Origin of the sequence: Xenorhabdus sp. IM139775 (genome assembly GCF_028598745.1) — a bacterium.
Classification (GTDB): Bacteria; Pseudomonadota; Gammaproteobacteria; order Enterobacterales; family Enterobacteriaceae; genus Xenorhabdus.
In genome coordinates this window covers 22,727-29,021 of sequence record NZ_JAQRFK010000045.1, presented here as the reverse complement: position 1 = coordinate 29,021, position 6,295 = coordinate 22,727, and the positions used below count along the sequence as shown (strand labels likewise).

Genomic DNA, 6,295 nt, shown 5'->3' with positions numbered 1-6,295 from the left:
TATTGAAGAATAAGTTCCAATCATCACATTTAGACTGTTTTTTTGACAAAATAACATTTCTATTAATGGGTAGCATATGCAAGGCTCTTGTTTTTATCGAATTATTAAAATGGTGTGGCGCACTGTATTTATGCTGGTTGGGCATTCAAATGATCTGGCACCCCAAAAAGGATCTTGGAGGAGAAGCTTCTTCTTCTGTTAAAGGCCAGAATTGGTTTATCAAAGGAATGTTGGGCAATGTATTGAATCCGAAAATGGGCGTGTTTTATGTTTCGTTCCTGCCGCAGTTTATTCCACAGGGGCATTCACCCATTTTATGGACATTCAACTTAGTTACCATCCATGTTTTGCTGGGTACATTGTGGTCATTGTCACTGATTTATGCCACACGTCCTCTTTCTCACATATTACGTCGTGAAAATGTCATTAAGTGGATGAATCGTGCAACAGGCGGATTGTTTTTGCTTTTTGCATTTAAATTGGTGATGAGTAACCGGCGATGAAGTTGCGTGACTAAACCAGAAAAAAACAGCTAAAAAGGTAGCTGTTTTTTTGTAAAGCGGGTTTGTTGGATTAAAGGCAATTTTCAACTCTTGAAATCGGCATATGCATCGATTCCAGAATAAGAAAACAACGCAGGCGCTCCGCCGGTATGAACAAAGAGCAATGGCTTCTGGCTATCAAGGGTGTTATTCAGCACATTATCAATTAATCCCGCCATGGCCTTTCCGGTATAAACGGGATCTAATAAAATGCTCTCTTTTTGTGCCAATAGTCTAATGGCATCAGCCCCTTGTTTATTTGGCATGCCATACATTGGTGCAAAATAGTTATCCCATAAAAGGACATCTGGGCAGGTTGTTTGACCTAAGAGCGAGCTGATTTCTTGCTGCAATTGACTCACTTTTGGCGCCTGTTCTGCGGTAACTCGCGAGACGGTAACACCAATAACCGGTGTCTGCGGGAGTGTGGCGTGTAATCCGATAGCCAATCCCGCATGTGTTCCTGCACTGCCAGAGGCGACAATAACGGCTGCAAACTCTACCTCTTTTGGGCGCTGTTCGGCAATCTCTAATGCGCAACGCACATAACCCAATGAGCCAAGGGCATTGGAACCACCGACGGGAACAATATAGGCATCTTCGAGATTGAGTTGAACAATCAATTCCGCCATTTGCACATTGGGATCAGTCAACTCATCACACATGACACATTGTGCGTTGAATAATTCCGTCAGGAGCTTATTGCCATTATTCAGAAAATTATTATCTTGGTTTTGGATTGGGTTTTCTAATAAAGCGACGCATTTTAGACCATACTTCGCCGCAATCGCTGCGGTTTGCCGTACATGATTTGATTGAATGGCGCCGGCAGTCACAATCACTTTTGCCCTTTTTTGTAATGCGTCAGCAATAAGATATTCTAATTTACGTAATTTATTTCCACCCATTGCCAAAGGCGTTAAATCATCTCTCTTAATATAAATATCACGCCCTAAATAGTGAGATAAATTTTCCAGTTTATCCATCATGGTTGCCGTTTTTAGTAAATCAAGACGAGCAAATTTTGCTAAATTTTCTTTTAAAAACATATTATCCTCAGCGGATTTAAATTAATAAGTAAAACCTAAATAAAAATAGATGGCGAGGGCAAAACTTGCCGTCACTAACGCATATGGCATTTGCGTGCGAATATGTTCAATATGGTCACAATCGGTTGCCATGGAGGCAACGATAGCATCGCTGGAAATTGGCGATGTCATATCACCAAAAATCGACCCCGCAATGGCGGCACCAATCATATATTCAGCCGGCATACCCACGGAAATACCGAGCTGTACACCAATAGGGATCATAATGGCGAATGTGCCCCATGAGGTTCCTGTTGCTAATGACATGACGGAACTTATCAGGAAAATAAAACCAATAGAAAAACCTGCCGGAATAATATCAGAAGTCATGTGAGCAATATAAGCGCCGGTATTTAAATCAGCGGAAACGTTACCCATTAAAAATGCCAATACCATGACAGAGCTTATTTTCATCATGCTGGCATAACCAATATAAAGCTCTTTAAAAAAGGTTTCGATGGTTAAAATACGGCGTATTAAGAACCAGAAAAAAGAGACTGTAGTTCCAAATATAACACTCCAATAGATAGAGGTTGAACCGCTGCCTTTACTAAAATTACCATCACCTGTGATATAAAGAGCAATGGGGAGCATCAATACTGTCGATAAAATAGGAAGAAAGAAATTTAATGAAGTATGACTGTTGGGGTGTTCAATAATATCATCATTATCTTCACTATGCTGGTTTTCAGTATCATTATTTAAATGTTCATGTAAAGCCTGCATCTCAGCGGTTCTCATTGGCCCCCAGGATACATTAGAAAAAATATAGAATAAAACAGAGGCCAGCGATAGCCAGGCCATAATATTATAAATCATAGAGCCAGCCAGAATATCAAACGGCTCACCGCTGATTAATCCTTTGGCAATCTGCACGCCGATGATACCCATCATTGCGGCTCCCCAACCATTAATCATGGCAGAAGAACACACAGAAACACAGGATGTCTGAATAATGTAAGCCATTTTTTCTGGTGGAATACCATAATTCTTCGCTAATTTCTTCGTGGATGCACCCGCGATTAACTGATTAATGGAGCTTTCAATAAAAATTAATGAGGTAATCATCATTGCCAAAAACTGAACGGTTTTTTTATTTTTAATCAGTTGCGTCTTATCCGTGAGTAAACGGACTAAGGATCGCACGCCGCCTGTCACCACCACAAGCCGCATGATCCCCCCAATCATTAACATAAAAATAATGGTCTTGGTATTGCCGGAGGAGGCAAAGGTATCAATAATACCTTCAATCGTTCCTTGTATGCCTAAAATAATATTATGGTCATGAATAACCGTAAAACCCACTAATATACCGAGTAGTAATGATAAAATAACCTGGCGTGTAAATATCGCTAAAATAATGGTAACCACAGGGGTGATGATGGTCCAAATGCCGTAATCATTCATTTTTTACTTACCTTATTTTTGTTATTTTTTATATTGATCAAATTTATTCTAATGCTTGTTGAAGGTCAGCTAATAAATCGCGAATATCTTCAATTCCTACTGATAAACGTAATACAGTATCATAAATACCAATCTCTTCACGCTCTTCTTTTGTCATTGAGCCATGTGACATCGTTGCAGAATGGTTAACCATACTTTCTACCCCACCGAGAGATTCTGCCAAAACAAAATAGTGTAATTTGCTTAAGAATTTCTTGGTGTCTTCCAGATCACCATTTAATTTGATCGTGACAACGGCACCACCTGCGCGCATTTGTGCCCGACAAATGGAATAGTGGGGGTGAGTGGGTAAACCGGGATAATAAACTTGTTCAATTTTGGGATGAGATTGCAGGAAATTGGCGATTTCAAGGGCATTAGCGCATTGTGCTGACATGCGTAGTGCCAAAGTTTTTAATCCACGTAGCGCTAAATAAGCATCAAAAGGGGATGCAATGGCACCGATAGTCGTTTTTAAGAAATCTAACCGATTGGCTAAATCAGTTCGGTGTGTAATAACCGCACCGCCAATAAGATCCGAATGGCCACCAATATATTTACTGGTAGATAACATGACAATATCGGCACCTAATTCGAGCGGTTTTTGGTTCCAGGCGGTGGCAAATGTATTATCAACACAAGTTAATATATTGTTACTTTTCGCGAATGCACAAATACGTTTGATATCAACTAACTCTAATAATGGATTAGTCGGACTTTCTATCCAGATTAAACGGGTATTCTCTTTTACTTTAGCCTCAACTTCAGTCAGATTATTTAAATCGACATAATCAAACTGATGACCATTATTTTCAATGGCAACGCGTTCAAATAAACGAAATGTGCCGCCATAAACGCCTTTCATTGCAATAATATGGGATTCTTTGGGTAACAAGTTTAAGACTAAAGCCGCGGCTGCGACACCCGATGCGGTTGCTGTTGCGTAAGTTCCCCCTTCTATTTCGGCCAGTAATGTTTCATAGGCATGGCGTGTTGGGTTACTGCAACGGGAATAACAGTATTCACCCTGTTCAGATAACCCTTTTTGCACAAAAGTACTGGCGGTTGTAATGGGGGGAAAAATAGCATGGTTTTCTTTGTCTTGCTGTTTTCCACCGTGGATTAATGTTGTCGCTATGTTTTTTATCATTTTTTGCTGCCCTATAAATGGATTATCAATGTGTTTTAGGAAAATGTTTCCCTGTGGCAAAAGAATATGACATAGGGAGATAGAAAAAATTTTCCAAAAAACAACTCACTTTGTTTAATTAAGAGAAAAATATTTCCAAAATAGATAATTTATTATATCAATCAAACGGTTAAATGGATTTGATTTAATGTGATGATTATCAATATATTGAAAATTTGTGCATAGTGACAGCGTTATTTCTGGCTGTTAACCGGAAGTTAGTGGAGATATGCCCAACTCAGTTCAAGATACAGGACTCAGGTGAGTTGGGTATATTGGGATTTTCGTTTTTGTGGTATGAACGGGCACAATATGAAGCAACAATTACAATGTGAGATTTTCTACCAGCGTCGCGACCATCAGCGCCTTAATGGTGTGCATGCGGTTTTCGGCCTGATCAAACACGAGACTGTATTCGGATTCAAACACATCATTTGTCACTTCCAACCCACCATAAAGATTGAATTCCTCCGCCAGTTGCTTACCGAGCGTTGTCTCTTCATCGTGAAAAGCAGGCAGGCAGTGAAGAAATTTCACGGCTGGGTTTTCAGTCAGTTTAATCACATCCATATTGACTTGATAAGGCTTCAGCAAGGCAATGCGTTCTTGCCAGACCGACTTGGGTTCTCCCATGGATACCCAAACATCGGTATAGAGAAAATCGGCCCCTTTTACACCTTGCGCAATGTTTTCTGTCAGCGTGATCTGACCGCCAGTTTTCTCTGCCTGTTTTTGGCACTCTGCAACCAAATTTTCGTCTGGCCAATAGGCTTCTGGCGCGACTAAACGGAGATCCATGCCCGTCAATGCGGCGGCTTCCAGCATGGTATTACCCATGTTATTGCGGGCATCGCCCAAATAGGCAAAGGTAATTTCAGACAGCGGTTTTGGGCTGTGTTCCTGCATCGTCAGTAAATCAGCCAAAAGTTGGGTTGGATGGAATTCATTCGTCAGTCCATTCCAAACCGGCACGCCGGCGTATTGCGCGAGCGTTTCGACAATTTTCTGACCGTGCCCACGGTATTGGATGCCATCATACAAACGCCCGAGTACCCGCGCGGTATCTTTGATGGATTCTTTGTGCCCGATCTGGCTGCCATTTGTACCCAGATAGGTCACATTGGCACCTTGATCATGGGCGGCGACTTCAAAGGCACAGCGTGTACGGGTGGAATCTTTTTCAAAGATCAGGGCAATGTTTTTCCCTGCGAGTAAGGGGGATTCCGAACCTGATTTTTTATTCGCTTTTAATGTGTAAGCCAAAGTTAAAAGAGCATTAATTTCTGTGGGAGTGATATCAAGTAATCTTAGGAGCGAGCGCTTGAAAAATGGGTTCATTATGGATTATCTCCATCAGGCAATATTGAATTTATATTCACTATATATCGATAAAAAATTCAATTACAAGCCTCGTGTTCAACACTTATCCGCGCCAAGGTATTAAGACGGTTTATAGATCAGTCGTTTATGGCTTGCATTTCTCTTTGAACAAAACGGGATAGATATATCCTTTGCCCAGAAAAGATGGGAGAATGCAAAACAAGACAAGCCAACTGACGGAGGGGATTGGCATGGCAGACCCACATGCTTTAGAAGAACAGCGTGAAGAAACTCGTTTGATCATCGAAGAATTATTGGAAGATGGTAGCGATCCTGAGGCGCTTTATATTATTGAACACCATTTTTCGGCGGAAGACTTTGATCAACTGGAAAAGGCTGCCCTTGAAGCTTTCAGATTAGGTTATGAAGTCACGGATGCGGAAGAGCTGGAAACAGAAGAGGGGGCTGTTCTGATGTGTTGTGATGTGATCAGTGAAAGCCGTCTGGAGGCTGAATTGATCGACGTACAGGTTGATCAGCTTATGGATCTGGCTGAAAAGATCGGTGTCAATTACGACGGTTGGGGGACATACTTTGAAGATCCCAATGCCCCTGATGATGAAGATGAAGGTGACCTCTTTCCCCCTGAGGAAGATGAACCCAAATTGCATTAAGGGCTTTTGAAGCCAAATGCCCCACTTGAACTGTGG

The 6,295-nt window shown here is 41.3% G+C and carries 6 protein-coding genes; 2 read left to right on the top strand and 4 right to left on the bottom strand.

Features of this window, described 5'->3' with window-relative positions:
* A partial coding sequence (locus PSI17_RS10805; protein WP_443256023.1) for a LysE family translocator occupies nt 1-503 on the top strand: 503 nt, incomplete at its 5' end.
* Nucleotides 504-586: 83 nt separating this feature from the next.
* On the opposite strand, the gene PSI17_RS10800 is transcribed toward PSI17_RS10805, so the two are convergent.
* From PSI17_RS10800 to argF, 4 genes are all read right to left on the bottom strand, one after another.
* Complete coding sequence (locus PSI17_RS10800) at nt 587-1,591, bottom strand: D-cysteine desulfhydrase (RefSeq protein WP_273552000.1); 1,005 nt, start codon at nt 1,589-1,591, stop codon at nt 587-589.
* 21 nt (nt 1,592-1,612) lie between these two features.
* Nucleotides 1,613-3,037, bottom strand: coding sequence for a Na+/H+ antiporter NhaC family protein (locus PSI17_RS10795; RefSeq protein ID WP_273551999.1), 1,425 nt, complete (start codon nt 3,035-3,037; stop codon nt 1,613-1,615).
* Between the two features lie 43 nt (nt 3,038-3,080).
* Entirely contained in the window at nt 3,081-4,226 is a 1,146-nt protein-coding gene (locus PSI17_RS10790) for a trans-sulfuration enzyme family protein (RefSeq protein WP_273551998.1), read from the bottom strand.
* A gap of 363 nt (nt 4,227-4,589) precedes the next feature.
* Nucleotides 4,590-5,603, bottom strand: coding sequence for an ornithine carbamoyltransferase (argF, locus tag PSI17_RS10785; protein ID WP_273551997.1), 1,014 nt, complete (start codon nt 5,601-5,603; stop codon nt 4,590-4,592).
* Between the two features lie 233 nt (nt 5,604-5,836).
* Between argF and rraB the strand changes: the two genes are divergently transcribed.
* Nucleotides 5,837-6,259 carry a ribonuclease E inhibitor RraB gene (rraB, locus tag PSI17_RS10780; RefSeq protein ID WP_273552002.1) on the top strand — a complete coding sequence of 141 codons (423 nt, stop codon included), beginning with the start codon at nt 5,837-5,839 and terminating at the stop codon, nt 6,257-6,259.
* Nucleotides 6,260-6,295 lie beyond the last annotated feature (36 nt).